The sequence below is a fragment of the Planotetraspora kaengkrachanensis genome, from assembly GCF_016862895.1.
GTDB classification, from domain to species: domain Bacteria; phylum Actinomycetota; class Actinomycetes; order Streptosporangiales; family Streptosporangiaceae; genus Planotetraspora; species Planotetraspora kaengkrachanensis.
The window spans coordinates 1-18,543 of the sequence record NZ_BONV01000033.1; the positions used below are offsets into that span (position 1 = coordinate 1).

Below are 18,543 nucleotides of genomic sequence, written 5' to 3' on the forward strand. Positions count from 1 at the left end.
CCCCGAGGCCGTCAGCCCTGTTGCTCGCGGCGGAATGACCAGAACTACCTTTGTCCGTACAAAGGTATTGCGGGCAATTAGGAAATATGATTTGCTAACCCGCCATGGCGCTCGACGCGTGAGCCGTCACCCCCAGCGTCCTGCCCATGACAACCAGACGGCATCCCGGCCCCCTTGCCTGAGGGCTCAACGCCGATCCGTCTAGCGCCGTCGCTAGCCAGAAGGAAAAAATGAGCAACACAGTCATGCGCATCCGCGTCGCGGGTGCCGTCGTCGCGGCGGTGGCCGGCTTCGCCGCACTCTCCGCGTGTTCGTCGCCCGAGCCGTCGTCGGGCGGTACGGCCGCGGCGGCCCCCTGTGAGCCCTCGAAGGGCAAGGTCACCCTGCAGTACTGGAACACGGTTCCGGGCATGGACCAGGTCGTCGCCCTCTGGAACAAGAACAACCCGAACATCCAGGTGGAGATGAAGAACATCTCCAACGACCAGTACGGCACCATCGGCAACGCCCTCAAGGCGGGCAGCGCGCCCGAGCTCGCTCAGGTCGGCTACGACGAGCTCCCCTTCCTGCGCACCCAGGACGCCTTCGTGGACGTCTCGGCCTGCGCGGACGCCACCGCGGCCAAATCGAAGTTCGTGCCGTGGACCTGGTCGCAGACCAGCTTCGGCGACACGGGCGTGTTCGCCCTGCCGCAGGACACCGGCCCGATGGCCCTGTTCGTGCGCACCGACATCTTCGACAAGCACCACCTCGACATCCCCAAGACCTGGGACGAGTACGCGGCCGACGCACAGAAGCTGCACGACGCGGACCCCAACCTCAGCATCACGTTCTTCGACCCGAACAACGCCGAGTGGTTCAACGGGCTCCTCTGGCAGAACAGCGCCAAGATGTACAACTACTCCGGCGACAACTGGCACGTCACCGTCGAGTCCGACCAGAGCAAGCAGGTCGCCGAGTACTGGCAGAAGCTGATCGACGCCAAGCTCGTCCGCACCGACCTCGCCAACGGCTCGACCCCGATGTACGCCGCGTACCAGAAGAACCAGGTCGCCAGCTATGTCGGCGCCGCCTGGGGCTACAGCATGTTCCGCGACAACCTGCCCGACCAGAAGGGCAAGTGGTCAATCGTCCCGATGCCGACGTGGGGCACGAGCGCCGCGTCCGGCGACTGGGGCGGCTCCACCGTCGCGTTCATGAAGGGCAACAAGCACCTGTACGAGTCGGTCAAGTTCAACACCTGGCTGAACTCCGACCCCGAGGCTCTGGCGCTGGAGAACAAGCTGGGCGGCCTCTACCCGGCGGCGCTCGCCGGTTCGTCGCTTCCCGCGCTCTCCGCGGGCGTCGAGTACTACAACAACGAGAAGATCTTCGATGTCTTCGCCGACTCGTCCAAGAACATCGACACCAGCTTCACCTGGGGGCCCACCCAGAAGACGGTGAACCTGGCGCTGCAGGACGCGATGGCCAAGGCGGCGGCCGGCGACGGCACGCTCGCCGACGCGATCTCGGCAGCCCAGGCGACCGCGCTGAAGTCGATGAAGGACCAGGCGATCCCCGCTGTGGCGGGCAACTGACCGCAGCATGACTGACATCGCAACCCGCGCGACCCGCGTGGTGCCCGCGACCGGGGGTCGCCGCCGTCTCAACGGCGGCGGCCCCCGGATGGGCGTCATCGTCGCGTTCCTGACCCCGTTCTTCCTCCCGTTCGTGCTGTTCTACCTGGTGCCGATCGGCTACGCGATCGGGCAGAGCTTCATGGTCGTGCGCCGCACCGGCGGCCAGTACGGCACGTCGTACACGACCTTCGGCGGCTTCGAGCAGTACGCGCAGGTGTTCCAGAACGGCGAGTTCTGGGCCAGCATCGGGCGCATCGGCCTGTTCGGCATCGTGCAGGTGCCAGTCATGCTGTTCATCGCGCTGACCATGGCGCTGCTGCTCGACACGCCCCTGCTGAAGCTCAAGTCGTTCTTCCGCATCGCGGCGTTCATGCCGTACGCCGTGCCGGGCGTCATCGCCGCGATCATGTGGTCGTTCCTCTACTCGCCCCAGCTCAGCCCGGTCGTCGACGTGCTGAAGGCCGTCGGCCTCCAGCCCGACTTCCTCGGTCCCGGCGCCGTGTTGTGGTCGGCGGCGAACGTCTCCACGTGGCTCTGGACCGGGTACAACATGCTGATCATGTACTCGGCCCTGCAGGCGATCCCGCAGGAGCTCTACGAGGCCGCCAAGCTCGACGGTGCGAGCAATTGGTCGATCGCGTGGCGGATCAAGGTCCCGATCATCGCTCCGTCGATCGTTCTCACCACGGTGTTCTCGATCATCGGCACGCTGCAGCTCTACGCCGAGCCGGCCGTGTTGCGGCAGATCTCGTCGAACATCTCGAGCACGTTCACGCCGAACATGCTCGCGTACGCCGTGGCCTCCGGGAACAACTACCAGCAGGCAGCGGCGATCTCCGTGGTCATCGCCGTCATCACCTTCGTCTTGAGCTTCGGGTTCATGCGACTGACCTCGAAGAAGGCCGGACTGTGAACAACCAGACCCCGATCCGGGAAAGCCTCTTCAGCCGTACGGCCGCCCTGGCGCTGATGTTCCTGCTGGCGATCTACTTCCTGCTGCCGATCTACTTCCTGATCGTCGCGGCGACGAAACCGCAGGGTGACCTCGCCTCCACCTTCGGCCTGGCGTTCTCGCACTTCAACCTGTTCGAGAACCTGAGCACGCTGTTCGGCCGCAGCGACGGCATCTTCGGGCGGTGGGCGCTGAACAGCGTGATCTACGCGGTGCTGGGCGCGGCGGTCGGAACCCTGATCTCCGCGCTGTGCGGCTACGCGCTCGCCAAGTTCAAGTTCAGGGGCCGCGAGTTCCTGTTCTCCGTCATCCTCGGCGGCGTCCTCGTGCCCACGACCGCGCTGGCGCTCCCGCTGTTCCTGCTGTTCTCGGCGACGGGGATCGTCAACACCTACCTGGCGGTGTTCCTGCCCAGCATCGTCAGCCCGTTCGGCGTGTACCTCGCCCGCGTCTTCACGTCCGCCGCCGTCCCCGACGAGATCCTCGAGTCGGCGCGCCTGGACGGCGCAGGCGAGTTCCGCACGTTCTTCTCGGTCTCGCTCAAGCTGATGACGCCGGCGCTGGTGACCATCTTCCTGTTCCAGTTCGTCGGCATCTGGAACAACTTCTTCCTGCCGATGGTCATGCTGCAGAAGGAGTCGCTGTTCCCGATCACGCTCGGCCTCTTCGAGTGGAACGGCCAGACCGCCAGGGTCTCGCTCCTCCAGGAGTCCGTGATCACCGGCGCGCTGATCTCGATCGTGCCCGTGATCATCGTGTTCATCCTCCTCCAGCGGTTCTGGCGCACCGGACTCGCCGCCGGTTCCATCAAGTGACTCCGCTCCCCCGCCCCTGCCTCTCCTAACGACAGAAGGTCCCACTCTCCATGCAGAACTCCGCCGTCTTCGTGCCCCATTTCCACTGGGACCGGGAATGGTATGAGCCTTTCCAGGTGTTCCGGCACCGCCTGGTCACCGCCCTCGACACCGTCCTGGAGACGGCCGAGGCGGACCCGGACTTCCGGTTCACCGTCGACGGGCAGATGGCCGCGATCGAGGACTACCTGGAGATGCGGCCGGAAAACCGCGATCGAGTCGCGGCCCTGGTCGCGCGGGGGCAGCTCGCGATCGGGCCGTGGCTGATCCTGCTCGACGAGTTCCTCTGCTCGGGCGAGACCATCGTGCGCAACCTGCAGATGGGATGGGCGGCCGCGGCGAAGCTCGGCGGCTCGATGCCCATCGGCTACCTGCCTGACATGTTCGGCCACGTAGCGCAGATGCCGCAGATCCTGGCCCGCGCCGGGCTCGAGCATGCGGCGCTGTGGCGGGGCGTCCCCGGCTCCGTCGACGGCCACGCCTTCCGGTGGCGGGCTCCCGACGGCTCGGAGGTGCGCACCGAGTTCCTCTTCGACGGCTACGACAACGGCCTCGACGTGCTGCTCGTGCCCGACCAGATCGGGCGCGCGCTCGGCGAGTACGCGGAGATGACGGCCGAGCGCTGGGGGAACGACCCCGTGCTCGCGATGGCGGGGACCGACCACAACGCGCCCGACCCGCGCCTGGCGGCCTGGCTGCGCCGCGCGTCGAGCGACGAGCGTGCCATCACGATCGCGACCCTCGACGAGTACATCCGCAAGCACGTGCGCGACGAGGTCTCCGCGGTCGTCACCGGCGAGCTGCGCAGCCACGTCCGCGGCAACATCCTCCCCGGCGTGCTCTCGGTGCGGCTCGGGCTCAAGCAGCGGATGGCCGTCGCCGAGCGCACCGTCGACCACGCCGAGCGGGTGAACGCCCTGTGGTCCCGGCGCGACGACTCGCCGTTCCTCACGCTCGCGTGGCACAAGATCATCGAGTCGTCCGCGCACGACTCGGTCGTCGGCTCCGGCACGGACGAGACCTCCGACCAGGTCGAGGCACGTCTCGCCGAGGCCGCGCAGGCGGCGCGTGCGGTGCGGGACGCGGCCCTCGCCGAGCCCGCCGCGCTGGTGCCGAGCGACGGCTACCTGGTCGCCAACCCGCTGCCGTCGCCGCGGACGGCGCTGGTCGAGGTGGACGTCGTGGCTCCGCCCGAGGGGACCTCGCTGGTCGCGACCGACGCGGACGGCTCGGCGCATCCCGTGCAGCTGATCTCCGAGGCCCCGACCGTGCTCAGCGACGAGCGCATGGACGCCTCGCAGCTCGAGCGGGTGCTGCGCCGCATCCACCGCCGCGAGCTCTTCGGCCGTCTGATCGACCACTACGAGCTCACCCCGGGGTCACTCGTCTTCCACCTCGCCGAAGTGCCGACCAGCGGCCCGTTCGACCTGCTGATCCTGCGCAGGGAGGTGGCCGCGGCGGCCGCCGCCCATCCGGGCGAGTGGCGGGTGCTGACGCTCGAGGAGGCGCGCGCCACCGCCCTCGTGCCCGTGAACGTCCCTGCCTCCGGGCTCGCGAGCTTCCGAGTCGAGCCGGGCGACCGGGCGGCCACGCTGCCGGCCGCGCTCGCCCCTGCGACGGCTACGGCCCGCGCGCTTGCGAACGGGCTGGTCGAGGTCGCGGTGGCCGCCGACGGCACCCTGGACGTGACCGGGCCGGACGGCACCGTGCTGCGCGGAGTCGGCCGCCTCGTCGACGGCGGTGACCGCGGCGACAGCTACAACTACGCGCCGCCGGCGAACGACGTGCTCGTGTCGGAGCCGGCGGAGGTCGCCGTCGAGCTCCTCGAGGACGGCCCGCTGCGGTCGAGGATGCGGATCACCCGCGTCTACGAATGGCCCGCCGCGCTCAGCTCCGATCGCGACCTCCGCACCGCCCAGACCGTGCCGACTCCGGTGGAGACGCTCGTGGAGGTGCGGGCGGGCGAGCCGTTCGTGCGTGTGTCCACGTCGTTCCTGAACCGGTCCGCCGACCACCGGCTGCGCTTCCACGTGCCGCTGCCCGAGCCGGCCGCCGTGTCCGCGGCCGCCGGCCAGTTCGCCGTCACCGAGCGCGGGCTCACCGCCGAGGGCGGCTGGGGCGAATACCCGATCCCGACCTACCCCGCGAGCACGTTCGTGTCGGCCGGCGCCGCCAACGTGCTGCTCGACCACTCCACGGAGTACGAGCTCGTCGGCGAGGGCTCCGAGCTCGCCGTCACTCTGCTGCGGGCGATCGGCTCGATCAGCGTCAACATCCATCCGTACCGCGACGAGCCGGCGGCGTCCGAGATCCCCGCGCCGGGCGCGCAGGATCTCGGCATGCGCATCGCCAACCGCTTCGCCGTCGTGCCCTCGGCGACCGGCTGGCAGGGCGCGAACGCGGTCGCTCTCGCCGAGGAGTTCCGCAACGACGTGCTGGTCGTCCGCGGGACCGCGCCCGCCGCGGGGCAGCTGCCCGCCGACGCGGCCGGCATACGGGTCGAGGGTGCGGACGTCCTCGTCTCGAGCATCCGCCGCGTCGCCGGCGACCGCGGCGCCGGCACCGAGGTGCGGCTGGCCGCGATGAACGACACCGGGTCCGCCGTCCGGGTGACCGGCGCGTTCACCGAGGCCACCACGGTCGACCTGCTCGGCCGTCCGCTCTCCTCGACGGCGGCGGTGGACGGGCTCGAGCTCGCCCTCGGCCCGTGGGAGATCCGGACGGTCGTGGTCCGCTAGGCACCCGGATGTCGTCTCCGCGCGACGCCGATGATCGCGGGCGGTTCAGCCCCCGACCACTCGGCCCGGCGGAGGCGGCCGGAGAATTTCCGCCCTCAAGAAAGTGTTGTGACCTCGTGCTCTCTCACCGCTCCGCGTACGTCACGGACACCGCACCCGGGAGTGGCGCGCTGCGCGCCGCGCGTTCGTGGCTTCACTCCGACGCCCCCTCGCTTTCGCTGAACGGGCTCTGGCGTTTCCGCCTGTCGCCGACGGCGCCGGCGACGGAGGAGTTCGCGGCCGCGGACTTCGACGACAGCGGCTGGGACGGCATCCCGGTGCCCTCCCACTGGGTGCTCCAGGGTGACGGCGCCTACGGCCGGCCGATCTACACGAACGTGCAGTACCCGTTCCCGATCGACCCTCCGTACGTCCCGGATGAGAACCCCACCGGCGATCATCGCCGTCACTTCGACGTGCCCGCCGACTGGTCGGACGCCGAGCGGATCGTGCTGCGGTTCGACGGCGTCGAGTCCGTCTTCAAGGTGTGGGTGAACGGCGACGAGATCGGCAGCGCGAGCGGCAGCCGGCTGGCCCACGAGTTCGACGTGACGTCGTCCGTACGGCCGGGCGACAACGTCGTCGCCGTACGCGTGCACCAGTGGTCGGCGGCCAGCTATCTCGAGGACCAGGACCAGTGGTGGCTGCCGGGCGTCTTCCGCGACGTCACCCTGATCGCACGGCCGGCCGGAGGCATCGAGGACGTCTGGCTGCGCACCGGGTTCGAGAACGGGCGCGGACGGATCGACGCGGAGATCACCGCCGGTGCCGAGGCGTTCCCGGTCACCCTGCGCATCCCCGAACTCGGCGTCGAGCAGGTCTGGGCGACGGCGGCCGACGTGGTCCCGCTCGCGGTCGGCGACGTGGAGCCGTGGTCGGCCGAGCGGCCGCGCCTGTACGACGTCACCGTGTCGACGGCCGCGGAGAGCATCGCCCTGCGGGCGGGGTTCCGCACGGTCGAGATCCGCGGCGACCGGTTCCTGGTCAACGGCCGCCGTGTCGTGTTCCACGGGATGAACCGCCATGAGGCACACCCAGAGCGCGGCCGCGTCTTCGACGAGGCGCACGCCCGCGAGGACCTGGCCCGCATGAAGCGGTTCAACGTGAACGCGATCCGCACCAGTCACTACCCGCCGCATCCGCGGCTGCTCGATCTCGCCGACGAACTCGGTTTCTGGGTGATCCTCGAGTGCGATCTCGAGACGCACGGCTTCGGCGACGTGGGCTGGGCCGGCAATCCCAGTGACGACCCGGCGTGGCGCGAGGCGTACCTGGACCGGATCCGGCGCACCGTCGAAAGGGACAAGAACCACCCCAGCATCGTGATCTGGTCGCTCGGCAACGAAGCGGGCACCGGCGCCAACCTCGCCGCGATGTCGGCGTGGGTCCACGCCCGTGACACCGGCCGGCCCGTGCACTACGAGGGCGACTACGCGGGCGAATACACCGACGTCTACTCGCGCATGTACGCGTCGGTGCCCGAGACCGAGCAGATCGGGACCGACGGCTCACGCGCGCCCCTCATGGGCTGCACTCCCGCGCAGGGCGCCCGGCAGCGCACCAAGCCGTTCCTGCTCTGCGAGTACACCCACGCGATGGGCAACGGGCCCGGGGCGCTCGACCAGTACGAGGCGCTCGTGCACCGGTATCCGCGGCTGCACGGCGGCTTCGTCTGGGAATGGCGCGACCACGGCATCCTCACGACGACCCCGGACGGCACGCCCTACTACGCGTACGGCGGCGACTTCGGAGAGGTCGTCCACGACGGCAACTTCGTGATGGACGGGATGGTGCTGAGCAGCGACGTCCCGACTCCCGGCCTCCACGAGTTCAAGGCGGTCGTGCAGCCGGTGCGTTTCGCCTTCGACGGCGACGACGTCGCGATCACCAACCTGCGGCACTCGGCTGACACCTCCGACCTGCGCTTCATCTGGCGGGCCGAGCACGAAGGCACGCTCGTGGACTCCGGGGAGATGGAGGTCCCCGTCCTCGCGGCGGGCGAGTCGGCGCGTGTGCCGCTTCCGCGGATCCCGGTGGCGCCGGACGCGGAGACCTGGCTCACGGTCGACGCGGTGCTGGCGGCCCCGGCCGCGTGGGCGGGCGAAGGGCACGTGATCGCGACCGCCCAGCTGGACCGGTCGGCGTCCCGTCCCGTGCCCGAGGTCAGGCGCGAGTCCGGCTGGCGGCCTTCCGGGGGAACGCTGACGCTGGGCATTGCCGAGTTCGTCGGCGGATCCCTCGTGCGCCTGGCCGGCCGCGATGTGGCGGGCCCGCGGCTGGAGCTGTTCCGCGCGCCGACCGACAACGACAAGGGCGCGACCGAGGAGGTCGACGGGAGCGACGCCAGCGTCCCCGGCGTCTCCAACGCCGAGCTGTGGCGGCGCGACGGTCTCGACCGGCTGACCACGCGGCTGCTGTCCGTCGAGCAGACCGCAGGAGCCCTGCGGACGATTTCGAAGGTCTCCGCGGCGAACTCCGCCCTGTCGGTGATCGTGGAGTCCGTCTGGTCGCTCGTGGGCGGCGAACTCGAGCTGCGTGTGGAGATCGAGCCCTCGAGGGGCTGGCGCACGGTGTGGCCCCGGATCGGGATCCGGTTCGACCTGCCCGACGGCGGGGCTCCCGTCGACGGAGCCGACTGGTTCGGCCTCGGCCCGCTCGAGTCCTACCCCGACAGCCTCCGCGCGGCGCGCACCGGCCGTTTCTCCGCCACGATCGACGACCTCGGCGTGGACTACGCGCGGCCCCAGGAGACCGGGCACCGCTCGCAGGTGCGCGACCTCACGCTGACGAGCGCAGGCGCCGAGGTGCTGCGCATCGTGGCGTTCCCGGACACGCGCGGACGTCGCCCCGGTTTCACGCTCAGCCGCCACACGCCGCAGCAGATCGCACGGGCCGGTCACCCGTTCGAGCTTCCGCGTTCGGAGACGAGCCACCTGATCGTCGACGCCGCCCAGCACGGGCTCGGCTCACGGGCCTGCGGGCCGGACGTGTGGCCCGAGTTCGCGCTCCGCCCCGAGGCCCGCACGATCCGGCTGCGCATCTCGGCCGGCTGAGAACCGGTCCCCCCTCCGCGGCGCCGGGTGCCCTCCAGCGTCGCGGAGGCGCGCACATCTCCCCCGATGCCGTCGTGGTCACGGTGCGGGTCACGGTGCGATGGTCAACGCGGAGATCTTGTCACCGTCGACGGTGAAGTCGAACCTCAGCACGACGGGGCTGCCGGGGAAGTCTCCGCCGACCTCGACCGTGACCAGCGTCCGGCCGTCGTCGTCCGCCACGTCCTTGACCTCGTAGGTCGCGCGGACCTTCTTGCTCGCCTCGTCGTTCCACGCGCGGACCGCGTCCGCCCCCTGATATCGCCTGCCGTCGTCGGTGATCAGCGCGTCCTCGGTGAGCGTGGCCACCAGAGCCTCGCTGTCATGGGAGCGCTTGGCACGCAGGTAGGCGGCGACGGGTTCGGGCAGGGACGGTGACCCCATGGTCGGCTCCTTGAATCGTTGCCGGTCATGACCGTTCTCGCGCGCGATCACAACCGATACGAGCACTACAGGCCGGAATGTAGCACCTGTAGCGCTATATTCGTTACATGAATGCCCGCCCCAAGCCGAGCGTGACGCGCGACCGGCTCCTGCTCGCAGCCGCGCAACTTCTGCACGAGTCTCCGGGCGGGACGGTCTCCACCCGGGCCGTCTGCGAACGTGCGGGGGTGCAGGCGCCCACGCTCTACCACCACTTCGGCAGCAAGCAGGGGCTGCTCGACGCGGTGGTCAACTACGGCTTCACCCAGTACATCCGAGGCGGCGAACCCGGCGACACCGGGGACGGCGAGCCGGGCGGCGACCCTGTCGAGCGCGTCCGCCAGGGCTGGGACGACCACGTCAGGTACGGCCTGGACCACCCCTCGTTCTACGTCCTGCTCTACGGCCAGATCGAGCCCGGAGTCCCCTGCACGCTGACCTCCCGCGCGGAGGCCATGCTGCTCGACCTGCTCACCGCCGTGGCCCGCGAGGGCCGGCTCCGCGTCAGCCCCGCGGAGGCCGCCCGCCAGATCGCGGCCGCCAACGTCGGCGTCACGCTCAGCCTCATCTCCCGGCCGGACGGCGAGGCCGATCTCGGTACCTCTCACCAGGTGCGTGAGGCACTCATCGCCGCGCTCATCGACGACGCCTCCACGCCTCCGGATGAGAACGCCATGCCCACGATCAGGACTCTGGCCGTCACACTGTCGGCCGCGCTCGAAGGCGGTACGGCCGCGCTGAGCGCGGGTGAGGTGACCATGCTCCGGGAGTGGCTGAGCCGGCTCGCCGACCAGTCCCCCACCGCCTGAGACCGGGCCGGTCATGGGAATACGCGGATGCGAGGTGTTTCCTCGATTGGATATCGCATCTACACCCCGATTTAGGTGGTTACTTTAGAAGATGCGGGTAAGAACATGACCTGCCCGCCAGGTTGACCCGGCGGCTGTGGGCCGTCCGTGTCCACGCGACCGGACGGCCGGGCATCCGTGCGAGAAGGAGGCGGCATGCGACCGGCTTCGATCGGCGCTCCCGGCACTCTCGCCGGGCAGGTACGGCTGGCGGGCGACCTGCGCGCCCCCCGGATGATCGATGTCACCGACCTGCGGGCGCTGCCAGGCCGCGACGTCGAGGTCGGATTCCTGTGCCGCAAGTCGGGGGTCAGGCGGCACCGCTTCGCGGGCCCGCTGCTCCTGGACGTGCTCCGGGCGGCGGAACCGGACTTCGATCCCGCCGAGCGCAAGGACCGCCTGCGGTTCCTCATCTCCGTCCTCGGGCGTGACGGGCATCGGGCGGTGTTGTCCTGGGGTGAGATCGACCCCGAGTTCGGCAACGTCCCGGCCGTGCTCGGGCTGCACATGGACGGCCGTGACCTCGGCGAGCACGGGCCGCATCTCGTGGTGCCCGGCGACCGGTGCGGGGGCCGGCACGTGAGCGAGGTCGTCGAGGTGCGCGTCAGCGCCGACGACCTGCTGTGGGCCCGCGACAGCCCGCACGCGTGACCCCAAAGGGTCAGGCGGGGTAGGCGTGGGTCTCCGTGGCCTTGACCGCCGCCCAGACCTGCTGCCCCGCCGTCAGGTCGAGGTCGGCCACGGCTGCGGGGGTGATGTCGGCGGCCGCCGCGATCGGGCCTTCGAGGTGGACGCGGACGTTGTCGCCGTGGCGCTCGATGCCCTCGATCGCGGCCTGCCAGAGGTTGCGCGGGGTCCCGTCCGGGCGGGTGCGGAAGAGCGCCACGGCGGAGGGCGGGAAGGCGATGAAGACCGGGCCGTGGATCCGCTCGGTGACGCTGAAGATCACGTCGCCGACGGTGACCTGCTGCTCGTCCGCCGCTCCTCGGTAGAGGTTGAGCCCGACCAGGCGGGCGACGTAGTCGGTGCGCGGCCTGCGCGCCACCTCGGCGGGCGGCCCCTGCTGCACCACCGCGCCGTTCTCGATGACGACGAGGTGGTCGGCCAGCACCATCGCGTCCAGCGGGTCGTGGGTGACCAGGATCGTGGCGCCGTCGAAGTCACCGAGATGGCGCCGCAGCCGCGACCGGATCTCCAGGCGGGTGTGGGCGTCGAGCGCGGCCAGGGGCTCGTCCAGAAGCAGCAGCCGCGGCTCGACCGCCAGGGCCCGCGCGAGGGCGACCCGCTGCGCCTGGCCGCCGGACAGCTGGCGGGGCCTGGCCGCGGCGTGCTCCGCGAGGCCGACCCGTTCCAGCCACGCGCCGGCCGTACGGCGGGCCTCGTGCTTCGACGCCCCCTGGCACCGGGGGCCGAAGGCGACGTTGTCGAGCGCGGACAGGTGCGGGAAGAGCAGATAGTCCTGGAAGACGACGCCGATAGGGCGGCGCTCGACCGGCACGCTGTTCAGGGCACGGCCATCCAGGGTGATGTGCCCGCCGGAGAGCGGCGTGAGGCCGGCGAGCGCGCGCAGCGCCGTCGTCTTACCCGCGCCGTTGGGGCCGAGCAGCGCGATGACCTGGCCCGCGTCCGCGGCCAGCTCGACGTCCAGGCGGAACCGGGGACGTTCGACGACCAGGTGGGCCTCCAGGCGCGGCCGGCCGTTACCCGGATCCTGCTCGCTGCCGCTCACGCGCTGGTCACCCACCGATCGCGCAGCCCGGCCAGGATCGCCACCGACACGAGGAGCAGGAGCAGGCTGAGGACGATCGCGGCATCCGGTTCGGTCTCCAGCGCGAGGTAGACGGCGAGGGGCATGGTCTGCGTGCGGCCGGGGAAGTTCCCCGCGAAGGTGATCGTGGCGCCGAACTCCCCGAGGGCGCGGGCCCAGCACAACACGGCGCCGGCCACGATCCCCGGCGCGATGAGCGGCATGGTCACCCGCCGGAAGACGACCCAGCGTGAGGCCCCCAGCGTGGCGGCGGCCTCCTCATACCGCAGGTCGGCCGCGCGCAGCGCTCCCTCCACGCTGATGACCAGGAAGGGCATCGCGACGAACGCCTCGGCGACCACGACCCCGGCCGTCGTGAAAGGCAGGGAGAAGCCGAAGGCCGACTCGAGCCACTGACCGATCAGCCCGCGCCGGCCGAGGACCAGCAGCAGTGCGACGCCGCCGACGACGGGCGGCAGGACGAGAGGGATGGTGACCAGCGCGCGCACCAGCCGCCTGCCGGGGAAGGACACGCGCGCCAGCAGCCACGCGAGCGGCACACCCAGCACCAGGCAGACGGCCGTTGCGATGGTCGCGGTGACCAGTGACAGCCGCAGGGCCTCAAGGACCTGCGGCTCGGCCAGCCGCTCCGGCATCGTCGACCACGGAGCCCGGACGAGGAGCCCGGCCAGGGGCAGGACCAGGAAGGCCATGCCCAACACGGCGAGCAGCATGAGCGTCCAGGGGACGCGCCCGGCCCCCGGCCTGTCGCGCGGGCTCCGTCGTCGGAGCGGGAACAGTCGTGTCACGTCAGGTCAGGCGGCTTCGAACCCGGCCTTGACCAGCACGTCCTTGCCCTGCTGCGAGAGCACCAGGTCGACGAACTTCTTGGCCAGATCCGGTGCGGGGGCCTTGGACAGGGGCGCGATCGGGTAGTCGTTGATCGCCTTGTCGGCCTCGGGGAAGTCGATGCCCGTGACCTTGCCGCCGGCGGACAGCACGTCGGTCTTGTAGACGAGCGCGGCGTCGACCTCGCCGAGTTCGACCTTGGTCAGCGTGGCCTTGACGTCCTGCTCCAGCGTGACGGGGGTGACCTTCAGCCCCGCGGCGTCCAGCGCCTTGATCGCGGCGGCGCCGCACGGCACCTGCTCGGCGCACAGCGCCACCTTGACCTTGGCGTCGGCGAGGTCCTTCAGCTCGTCGACCTTGGCGGGGTTGTCCGGCGGCACCGCGATCTCCAGCTTGTTGCGGACGAACGTGGTCGGCGCGGCGGCCATCGAGGCGTCGGTGACGGTCTTCATCGTGGCCGGGCTGGCCGCGGCGAACACGTCGGCGGGGGCGCCCTGCGTGATCTGCTGCGCCAGGGTGGCGCTCGAGCCGAAGTTGAACGTCACCTTCACGCCCGGGTTGGCCGCCTCGAAGGTCTTCCCGAGTTCGGTGAAGGTCTCGGTGAGGGAGGCGGCCGCGAATACGGTCAGCGCCGACGACGACGCAGCCGACGAGGCGGCGGGGGACGCCGACGCCGTGGTGCCCGGCTCGTCGGATCCGCAGGCCGACAGGCCCGAGACGAGCGCTAAAGCGACGGGGGCCGCGACGGCCCACCGGGTAAGACGCCTGAGCACGGGAACTCCTTCATGGGTCAGGTACGCGCGTGGTCGGGGATCTCCACGACGACGTTGGTGGATTTGATGACCGCGATGGCCACGGCGCCGACCTCGAGGCCGAGCTCGTCGGCCGCCTGCCGGCTCATGAGCGAGACCACCCGGAACGGTCCGGCGGCGATCTCCACCTGAGCCATCACCGCGTCCCTGATCACCTCGGTCACGATCCCGCGGAAGCGGTTGCGTGCCGACGACAGCCCCAAGCCGTCCTCCGTGTCGATCTGGGCGCGGGCGAACGAGGCCAGATCCGCGCCGTCCACCATCCGGTGGCCGTGATCGTCGCGCTGCGCGGGCAGACGGCCCGCGTCGACCCAGCGCCGGACGGTGTCCGCGCTGACGCCGAGCAGCGCGGCGGCTTCGCTGATCCGGAACGTGGTCACGGCAGTCACCATACCTTCGGAAATACAAGTTTCAATCGGCAGAAGTGCGCGCAGGAGCAAGGGTGATCAGGTTGTTAGCATTGCATCTGCGACAGCCGACCGCCGGATCCGCCCTCTCCCGTGCTGTACCGACCGTACGGGTGGCGCGGGCCGAGGGCGACCTCGCACCACCCGCCCGAGGTCAGTCCTCCACCGCGAGCATCACGTCGGAGGCCTTGACCATCGCGATCACCTGACCGCCCCGGGCCAGTCCGAGTTCCCTGGCGGCCTCCACGGTGATCGAGGCCACCAGGCGCACTCCGCCGGCGTCCAGTTCGACGTTCGCGGTGGCCTCTCCGTGGGTTATGGCGGTCACCCGGGCGGGGATCTTGTTCCGCGCGCTCAGTCGCATGACGCTCTCCTTGATCACAACGTCGAAAGGCCGCGCCGGTCGGCCCGGTGCGGCTTTTCCGACGTTAAGCCACACCTTCACGCGCCAAGAAGCCGCCACGACGCTGCGACCAGCGGTTTTACAGAGCCCTGCCCACTGAACTCGTCCTCCGCCCCGCGGCGGGCTTTGCGGCAGCGACTCGATCCGCTGCGCGACAGCGACTCCGAGCGGACGGCGAAGGCGGCGATTTCCGCTTTGAGGTCGGTCGAGAAATAAAGAAGGCACCAAAGGCCACAATTGATTCAATGCGGTTACATCGCTGACGCCTCGTGATCCCACCCTCGCGTGAGGGGACGTGTCATATTTCTCGATGCACGAATCGACCTGGAGGCAGGGTTATGTCGAGAGGAATGACGTCCGTCCCGCGGCCCACGGCAGTACGAGGCCATTTCGCCACCGGGCGGGCAAAAACAGTCAGCAGGACCGTGGTGGTGACTGGTGTCGTCCTCACGGCGCTGGCTGTACGAGTCGTCATGTTCGATTTCCAGTCGGCGGATTACATCGTCCACCTGAAACGGTGGTATGACTACATTTATCACCATGGTGGATTCAGTGCGATCGCAGATGGCTTCGGGAGTCACGGCTTCTCGGATTACAACGCTCCATATCTCTACCTGATGGCGGCGCTGACCCACCTGCCGATAGGCGCGCTGACCGGAATCAAGCTGATCTCGGTGGCGTTCGACCTGCTGCTGGCGTTCTTCTCCTATCGGATCGTAAAACTCCGCCACCCGGATTCCTGGCAGCCGTTCGTGGCGGGAGCCGTTGTGCTGTTCCTGCCGACGGTGGCCATGAACAGCGCGCTGTGGGGGCAGTCCGACTCGATCTACACCGCTTTCGCGTTGGGTGGGGTCTACTTCCTGATCCGGGACCGCCCCTGGTGGGCGTGCGCGTTCTTCGGCCTCGCCCTGGCGTTCAAACTGCAGGCCGTTTTCATCCTTCCCCTCCTGCTCGTCCTGGCCCTGCTCAAGCGCCTGCCATGGCGGACCCTGACGGCCGTCCCCGCGGTTTATCTGGCGCTCGATATGCCGGCACTGCTTCTGGGCGCCTCACCTGAAAGGCTCCTCACCGTCTATTCGCGGCAGACGGAGACCTACCAGCAACTCACCCTCAACGCGCCCTCCCTGTACCAATGGGTGACGCCGGGCGCCTATGCGGACGTTCTGCGCACGTCAGGCATCCTGCTGACCGGCGTGGTGGTGATCGCTCTGACCGCCGCCATCGTGGTCAAGCGGGTGGAGCCGACTCCGCTCCGGATCGTGCTGATGGCCACGACGTCGGCCATCCTTCTGCCGTTCCTCCTGCCGTCGATGCACGAGCGGTACTTTTACCTGGCTGACGTGCTCACCGTGATCGCCGCGTTCTATTTGCCGCGACGACTGTGGTCAATTCCGATCGCAGTGCAGACGTCCTCATTCCTGGCCTATCTGCCATTCCTGGGGGTCAGCCTGGTCCGGGGCGACGTGGTGCCCCTGGAATTCAAACTTCTGGCGGCACTGATGGCGCTCGCTCTCGCAGCCGTCCTGTGGGCCGCGTTCGCGGAATTCCGTAAAGGAGACGCCGTTCAGTCGGCGCGGATCAGATCCGCGTAGGCGTCCGCCGCGGTCCGTCTGTCGTGAAGGGCTGTCGCGGCACACCCTTCAGGTCGCGGGCGCCAGACCGCGCAGGAGGGTTTCGACCGTGCCGGAGACGACCACGTCGGCGGACCGGTCGCCGATCATGCCGCCGGTGATGATCGCGGCAAGGCCCTGAATGGTGGCCAGCAGCGCCATCGCGACCCGGTCGGGGTCGGCGCCGTCGATCTCCCCGGCCGCCTGCGCCCCGGCGATGAGCGCGACCGGCGCCGCGAACGCCCGCTCGCCGGCCTCCAGGAGTTCAGGGACGTCGGGACGGTCCTTGCGCGCGAACATCAGCGCCAGCAGCGCCGGATGCGCGGTCGCGAACCTGACGTAGGCGCGCACGAACGCGAGCAGCCGGTCGGCGAACGGGCCCCGCGCCTCGCCCAGGGCCGCGTCCAGCTCGCGTCCGAGCCGCTCCAGGCCCAGGACGGCCAGCGCGTCCAGCAGCGCCTGCTTGTCAGGGAAGTGCTGACGGGGCGCGCCGTGGCTCACGCCGATCTCGCGGGCCAGCTCCCGCAGGGACAGCCCCTGGACGCCGGCCGCCTCCAGCTTGCGCTCGGCGGAGACGAGCAGCTCGGCGCGCAGGTTGCCGTGGTGGTAGCGCGGGGTCTGTGCCATGCCCCACAACCTACTCCGGGTCTAGCCATTGACTACATTTCTAGACACTGGCTAGATTCTAGACAGTGACTACATTGTGCGAAGGGGCACGGACATGACATCCAGGACCTGGTTCATCACCGGCGCGGCATCGGGATTGGGATACGAGCTCACCACGCTCCTGCTCGCCAGAGGTGAGCGTGTGGCGGCCACCGGCCGCACCATAACCGCGTTTGAACCGCTCGCGGCCCGGTACGGCGACCGCCTATGGACGGCGCGCCTCGACGTGGCCGACGCCTCCGAGATCCACCGCGTGGTCGGGGAGGCGTTCGCCGCCTTCGGCCGGATCGACGTGGTCGTCTCCAACGCCGGGTTCGGCGTGCTCGGCGCGGCCGAGGAGGTGCCGGACGACCTTCTGCGCCGCCAGATCGAGGTCAACCTGCTCGGCGCGATCCGGCTCACCCGGGCGGCCCTGCCGTACCTGCGGGCGCAGGGCGGCGGGCGGATCGTGCAGATGTCCAGCTCCGGCGGGCAGGTCCCCGATCCCGGCATGAGCGTGTACAACGCGACCAAGTTCGGCGTCGAGGGCTTCTTCGAGTCGGTCGCCATCGAGCTCGCGCCGTTCGGCGTCGAGGTCACGCTCGTCGAGCCCGGCGGAGCGCGGACGGGCTTCAACCGCAACCTCGCGGTCGCCGACCCGATCGACGCGTACGGCACAGGCGTCGTGGGCCGGATCCGCGGCATGCTTGGCGGTGGCGTGGACCCGGACCTCCTGCGCAGGGCCGTCGCGGGCGACCCGCGCAAGATCGCCCGTGCCGTCGCCGACTCGGTCGAGACGAGCCCGGCGCCGCGGCGGCTCACGCTCGGCGGCGGCGCCTACGAGGCGATCGAGGCGGCCCTCCAGGAGAGGTTGTCGGCGCTGCGGGCGCAGCGCGATCTGGCCTACGGCACGGACGCGGACGACGTCGTCGCCGAGCGCGCGGGGATCCCGGTCACCTGAGCCCGGCCGGCCGCGCCGGTGCGACGACGGGAACCCGGAGGTGCTCGTAGACGATGCTGGTGCGCACGTCCGCCACCTCGGGCCGTTCGGTGAGCCTGTCGATGACGAACGCGTACAGGCTGTCGTTGCCGGGGACGGCGACGTGGATCAGGAAGTCCTCCGTCCCCGACACCACGAAGACGCCGATCGTCTCGGGCAGACCGCGGACCCAGTTGCGGAATGCCTCGATGGCGCGCCGCGATGGCGGGCGGATCCGCACGGCGATCAGCGCCTGGACCGGGCGCCCGATCTCCGCGAGGTCGACGTCGAGCGTCGCCCCCCGGATGACGCCTCGCTCGCGCAGGGCCCGCGTCCGGTCGAGCGCCGTGGTCGGCGACACCCCCACGGCGGCGGCGACGTCGCGGTTGGTGCGCCGTGCGTCGTGCTGCAGTTCCCGCAGGATCGCCGTATCTAGTTCGTCCAGGTCAGCCATATCGGCAGCCTAACCGAATTTAGTACGGATGCCATTGGCTAGAGCTGGACTTATGCCTACCCTGATGCCCGG

Annotated in this window: 17 protein-coding genes; 9 read left to right on the plus strand and 8 right to left on the minus strand. The window is 70.0% G+C overall.

What is annotated here, in order from left to right:
- The first annotated feature begins 230 nt into the window (after nt 1-230).
- From Pka01_RS29090 to Pka01_RS29110, 5 genes are all read left to right on the plus strand, one after another.
- Entirely contained in the window at nt 231-1,577 is a 1,347-nt protein-coding gene (locus Pka01_RS29090; RefSeq protein ID WP_203886111.1) for an ABC transporter substrate-binding protein, read from the plus strand.
- A gap of 7 nt (nt 1,578-1,584) precedes the next feature.
- Complete coding sequence (locus Pka01_RS29095; RefSeq protein WP_239115502.1) at nt 1,585-2,532, plus strand: carbohydrate ABC transporter permease; 948 nt, start codon at nt 1,585-1,587, stop codon at nt 2,530-2,532.
- Entirely contained in the window at nt 2,529-3,386 is an 858-nt protein-coding gene (locus tag Pka01_RS29100; protein WP_203886112.1) for a carbohydrate ABC transporter permease, read from the plus strand. The genes Pka01_RS29095 and Pka01_RS29100 overlap by 4 nt, the downstream gene beginning before the upstream one ends.
- Before the next feature lie 50 nt (nt 3,387-3,436).
- On the plus strand, nt 3,437-6,163 hold the full coding sequence (locus Pka01_RS29105) for a glycoside hydrolase family 38 N-terminal domain-containing protein (protein ID WP_203886113.1): 2,727 nt from the start codon (nt 3,437-3,439) through the stop codon (nt 6,161-6,163).
- A 116-nt stretch (nt 6,164-6,279) separates the two neighbouring features.
- Entirely contained in the window at nt 6,280-9,255 is a 2,976-nt protein-coding gene (locus Pka01_RS29110) for a glycoside hydrolase family 2 TIM barrel-domain containing protein (RefSeq protein WP_239115504.1), read from the plus strand.
- Between the two features lie 90 nt (nt 9,256-9,345).
- Here Pka01_RS29110 and Pka01_RS29115 read toward each other — a convergent pair whose 3' ends face one another.
- Complete coding sequence (locus tag Pka01_RS29115; protein WP_203886115.1) at nt 9,346-9,678, minus strand: nuclear transport factor 2 family protein; 333 nt, start codon at nt 9,676-9,678, stop codon at nt 9,346-9,348.
- Between the two features lie 107 nt (nt 9,679-9,785).
- Here Pka01_RS29115 and Pka01_RS29120 point away from each other — a divergent pair, with 107 nt between their 5' ends.
- Both Pka01_RS29120 and Pka01_RS29125 read left to right on the plus strand, forming a co-directional pair.
- Nucleotides 9,786-10,526, plus strand: a complete 741-nt coding sequence (locus tag Pka01_RS29120) for a TetR/AcrR family transcriptional regulator (RefSeq protein WP_203886116.1) — start codon at nt 9,786-9,788, stop codon at nt 10,524-10,526.
- A 195-nt stretch (nt 10,527-10,721) separates the two neighbouring features.
- Nucleotides 10,722-11,216, plus strand: coding sequence for a molybdopterin-binding protein (locus Pka01_RS29125; RefSeq protein WP_203886117.1), 495 nt, complete (start codon nt 10,722-10,724; stop codon nt 11,214-11,216).
- Nucleotides 11,217-11,226: 10 nt separating this feature from the next.
- On the opposite strand, the gene Pka01_RS29130 is transcribed toward Pka01_RS29125, so the two are convergent.
- The 5 genes from Pka01_RS29130 to Pka01_RS29150 all read right to left on the minus strand — a co-directional run bounded on the left by Pka01_RS29130 (nt 11,227) and on the right by Pka01_RS29150 (nt 14,744).
- Entirely contained in the window at nt 11,227-12,294 is a 1,068-nt protein-coding gene (locus Pka01_RS29130) for an ABC transporter ATP-binding protein (protein ID WP_203886118.1), read from the minus strand.
- Nucleotides 12,291-13,046 (minus strand): ABC transporter permease, encoded by a 756-nt coding sequence (locus tag Pka01_RS29135; RefSeq protein ID WP_203886233.1) that lies wholly within the window; start codon nt 13,044-13,046, stop codon nt 12,291-12,293. Before Pka01_RS29135 ends, Pka01_RS29130 begins: the two co-directional genes overlap by 4 nt.
- A gap of 81 nt (nt 13,047-13,127) precedes the next feature.
- Nucleotides 13,128-13,934 (minus strand): molybdate ABC transporter substrate-binding protein, encoded by an 807-nt coding sequence (gene modA, locus Pka01_RS29140; RefSeq protein WP_203886119.1) that lies wholly within the window; start codon nt 13,932-13,934, stop codon nt 13,128-13,130.
- A 17-nt stretch (nt 13,935-13,951) separates the two neighbouring features.
- Nucleotides 13,952-14,353 (minus strand): TOBE domain-containing protein, encoded by a 402-nt coding sequence (locus Pka01_RS29145; RefSeq protein ID WP_203886120.1) that lies wholly within the window; start codon nt 14,351-14,353, stop codon nt 13,952-13,954.
- Nucleotides 14,354-14,534: 181 nt separating this feature from the next.
- Complete coding sequence (locus Pka01_RS29150; RefSeq protein WP_203886121.1) at nt 14,535-14,744, minus strand: TOBE domain-containing protein; 210 nt, start codon at nt 14,742-14,744, stop codon at nt 14,535-14,537.
- 470 nt (nt 14,745-15,214) lie between these two features.
- Between Pka01_RS29150 and Pka01_RS29155 the strand changes: the two genes are divergently transcribed.
- Complete coding sequence (locus Pka01_RS29155) at nt 15,215-16,375, plus strand: glycosyltransferase 87 family protein (RefSeq protein WP_203886122.1); 1,161 nt, start codon at nt 15,215-15,217, stop codon at nt 16,373-16,375.
- A gap of 48 nt (nt 16,376-16,423) precedes the next feature.
- On the opposite strand, the gene Pka01_RS29160 is transcribed toward Pka01_RS29155, so the two are convergent.
- A complete protein-coding gene (locus Pka01_RS29160; protein ID WP_203886123.1) occupies nt 16,424-17,020 on the minus strand; it encodes a TetR/AcrR family transcriptional regulator in 597 nt (198 codons plus the stop codon).
- A 94-nt stretch (nt 17,021-17,114) separates the two neighbouring features.
- On the opposite strand from Pka01_RS29160, the gene Pka01_RS29165 reads away from it, so the two are divergent.
- On the plus strand, nt 17,115-17,999 hold the full coding sequence (locus Pka01_RS29165) for an SDR family oxidoreductase (protein WP_203886124.1): 885 nt from the start codon (nt 17,115-17,117) through the stop codon (nt 17,997-17,999).
- On the opposite strand, the gene Pka01_RS29170 is transcribed toward Pka01_RS29165, so the two are convergent.
- Nucleotides 17,992-18,471: an Lrp/AsnC family transcriptional regulator gene (locus tag Pka01_RS29170; RefSeq protein ID WP_203886125.1), complete on the minus strand. Its 480-nt coding sequence runs from the start codon at nt 18,469-18,471 to the stop codon at nt 17,992-17,994. The two genes, Pka01_RS29165 and Pka01_RS29170, sit on opposite strands and share 8 nt — an antisense overlap.
- Nucleotides 18,472-18,543 lie beyond the last annotated feature (72 nt).

What these genes read in the sequence shown, in the direction of transcription:
- Pka01_RS29090 (WP_203886111.1), top strand. Translation starts at nt 231, where the DNA reads ATGAGCAACACAGTCATGCGCATCCGCGTCGCGGGTGCCGTCGTCGCG.
- Pka01_RS29125 (WP_203886117.1), top strand. Translation starts at nt 10,722, where the DNA reads ATGCGACCGGCTTCGATCGGCGCTCCCGGCACTCTCGCCGGGCAGGTA.
- Pka01_RS29165 (WP_203886124.1), top strand. Translation starts at nt 17,115, where the DNA reads ATGACATCCAGGACCTGGTTCATCACCGGCGCGGCATCGGGATTGGGA.
- Pka01_RS29160 (WP_203886123.1), bottom strand. Translation starts at nt 17,020, where the DNA reads ATGGCACAGACCCCGCGCTACCACCACGGCAACCTGCGCGCCGAGCTG.
- Pka01_RS29115 (WP_203886115.1), bottom strand. Translation starts at nt 9,678, where the DNA reads ATGGGGTCACCGTCCCTGCCCGAACCCGTCGCCGCCTACCTGCGTGCC.
- Pka01_RS29135 (WP_203886233.1), bottom strand. Translation starts at nt 13,046, where the DNA reads ATGCTGCTCGCCGTGTTGGGCATGGCCTTCCTGGTCCTGCCCCTGGCC.
- Pka01_RS29170 (WP_203886125.1), bottom strand. Translation starts at nt 18,471, where the DNA reads ATGGCTGACCTGGACGAACTAGATACGGCGATCCTGCGGGAACTGCAG.
- Pka01_RS29105 (WP_203886113.1), top strand. Translation starts at nt 3,437, where the DNA reads ATGCAGAACTCCGCCGTCTTCGTGCCCCATTTCCACTGGGACCGGGAA.
- Pka01_RS29120 (WP_203886116.1), top strand. Translation starts at nt 9,786, where the DNA reads ATGAATGCCCGCCCCAAGCCGAGCGTGACGCGCGACCGGCTCCTGCTC.
- Pka01_RS29150 (WP_203886121.1), bottom strand. Translation starts at nt 14,744, where the DNA reads ATGCGACTGAGCGCGCGGAACAAGATCCCCGCCCGGGTGACCGCCATA.
- Pka01_RS29095 (WP_239115502.1), top strand. Translation starts at nt 1,585, where the DNA reads ATGACTGACATCGCAACCCGCGCGACCCGCGTGGTGCCCGCGACCGGG.